Source organism: Streptomyces niveus, from assembly GCF_001723055.1.
Classification (GTDB): domain Bacteria; phylum Actinomycetota; class Actinomycetes; order Streptomycetales; family Streptomycetaceae; genus Streptomyces; species Streptomyces niveus.
Genome location: NZ_MDCR01000423.1, coordinates 1 through 988, shown reverse-complemented (window position 1 = coordinate 988; position 988 = coordinate 1). Strand labels below are relative to the sequence as shown.

Below are 988 nucleotides of genomic sequence, written 5' to 3'. Positions count from 1 at the left end.
GTGCTCGGCCAGGTGCTCGGCGATCCGGCGGGCCCGTTCGACGTCCTGCGGATAGCGGGCGTAGTGGGCGGCGACCTTGCGTTCGATCCGCGGATAGGCCGCGCGGTAGACGTCGTCGGGTCCGCCGTGCAGCGCCGGCAGACCGCCGGTGATCAGTACGGTCGCCAGGCCCTCGGGCGCGGCGGAGAGATAGCGGACGGCGCAGAAGCCGCCGAAGCTCTGGCCGAGCACGGTCCACGGGGCGCCGCCGGTCAGCTGCGGGCGGATCGCCTCGCAGTCGCGCACGATGTTGTCGGACCTGAACAGGGCGAGGTGGTCGGCCTGTTCGCGGGGGCCGCCGCGCAGCGGGAGGGTCTGGCGGTTGAGCGGGGTGGACGCCCCGGTGCCGCGCTGGTCGAGCAGGAGCACCCGGAACTCTTCGAGGGCGCGGCCCAGCCAGGCCTGGCGNNGGGCCGCCCTCCAGATAGACGAGCCAGGGCAGGTCCGCGCCGGCCTTCGAGGTGGCGACGACCTCGCGGCCGTACAGCTCGATCCGCTCCCCCGACGGGTTCGCGTGGTCGAGCGGGACCGGGAAACGGTGGTCGGTGAGGACGACGCCGGGCTGGCGGTAGCTGGTCACAAGGGCTCCTGGTTCGGTGCGGACACGGCCTGTCCCGCAGGTGTGTGCCTCGCCGGTGGCTGCTCGCGATCGTTCGGCCGCCGTCGGTGTGCGCGGGTGACGGGGCCCTCCTAGCGTGGGTTCATGATCCGGTTCGAGCAGGTCAGCAAGGTCTACCCAGACGGTACGACGGCAGTCGACGGACTGTCGTTCGAGGTACGTGAAGGGGAGCTGGTCACGCTGGTCGGACCGTCCGGCTGTGGCAAGACGACCACGATGATGATGGTGAACCGGCTGATCGAGCCGACGTCGGGCCGGATCCTCGTCGGGGGCGAGGACATCTCCGGTGTCGACCCGGTGAGGCTGCGTCGCCGGATCGGCTATGTGATC

Annotated in this window: 1 protein-coding gene and 2 pseudogenes; 1 reads left to right on the top strand and 2 read right to left on the bottom strand. The window is 71.4% G+C overall.

From position 1 onward, the window contains the following. Both BHU15_RS35300 and BHU15_RS41795 read right to left on the bottom strand, forming a co-directional pair. Positions 1-447: pseudogene (locus BHU15_RS35300) on the bottom strand (alpha/beta fold hydrolase); the annotation flags it as partial. 2 nt (positions 448-449) lie between these two features. Next, a pseudogene (locus tag BHU15_RS41795) lies at positions 450-619 on the bottom strand (alpha/beta hydrolase); the annotation flags it as partial. 123 nt (positions 620-742) lie between these two features. Here BHU15_RS41795 and BHU15_RS35295 point away from each other — a divergent pair. Further along, the coding region (locus BHU15_RS35295) for an ATP-binding cassette domain-containing protein (RefSeq protein WP_141726952.1) at positions 743-988 on the top strand (246 nt) is incomplete at its 3' end.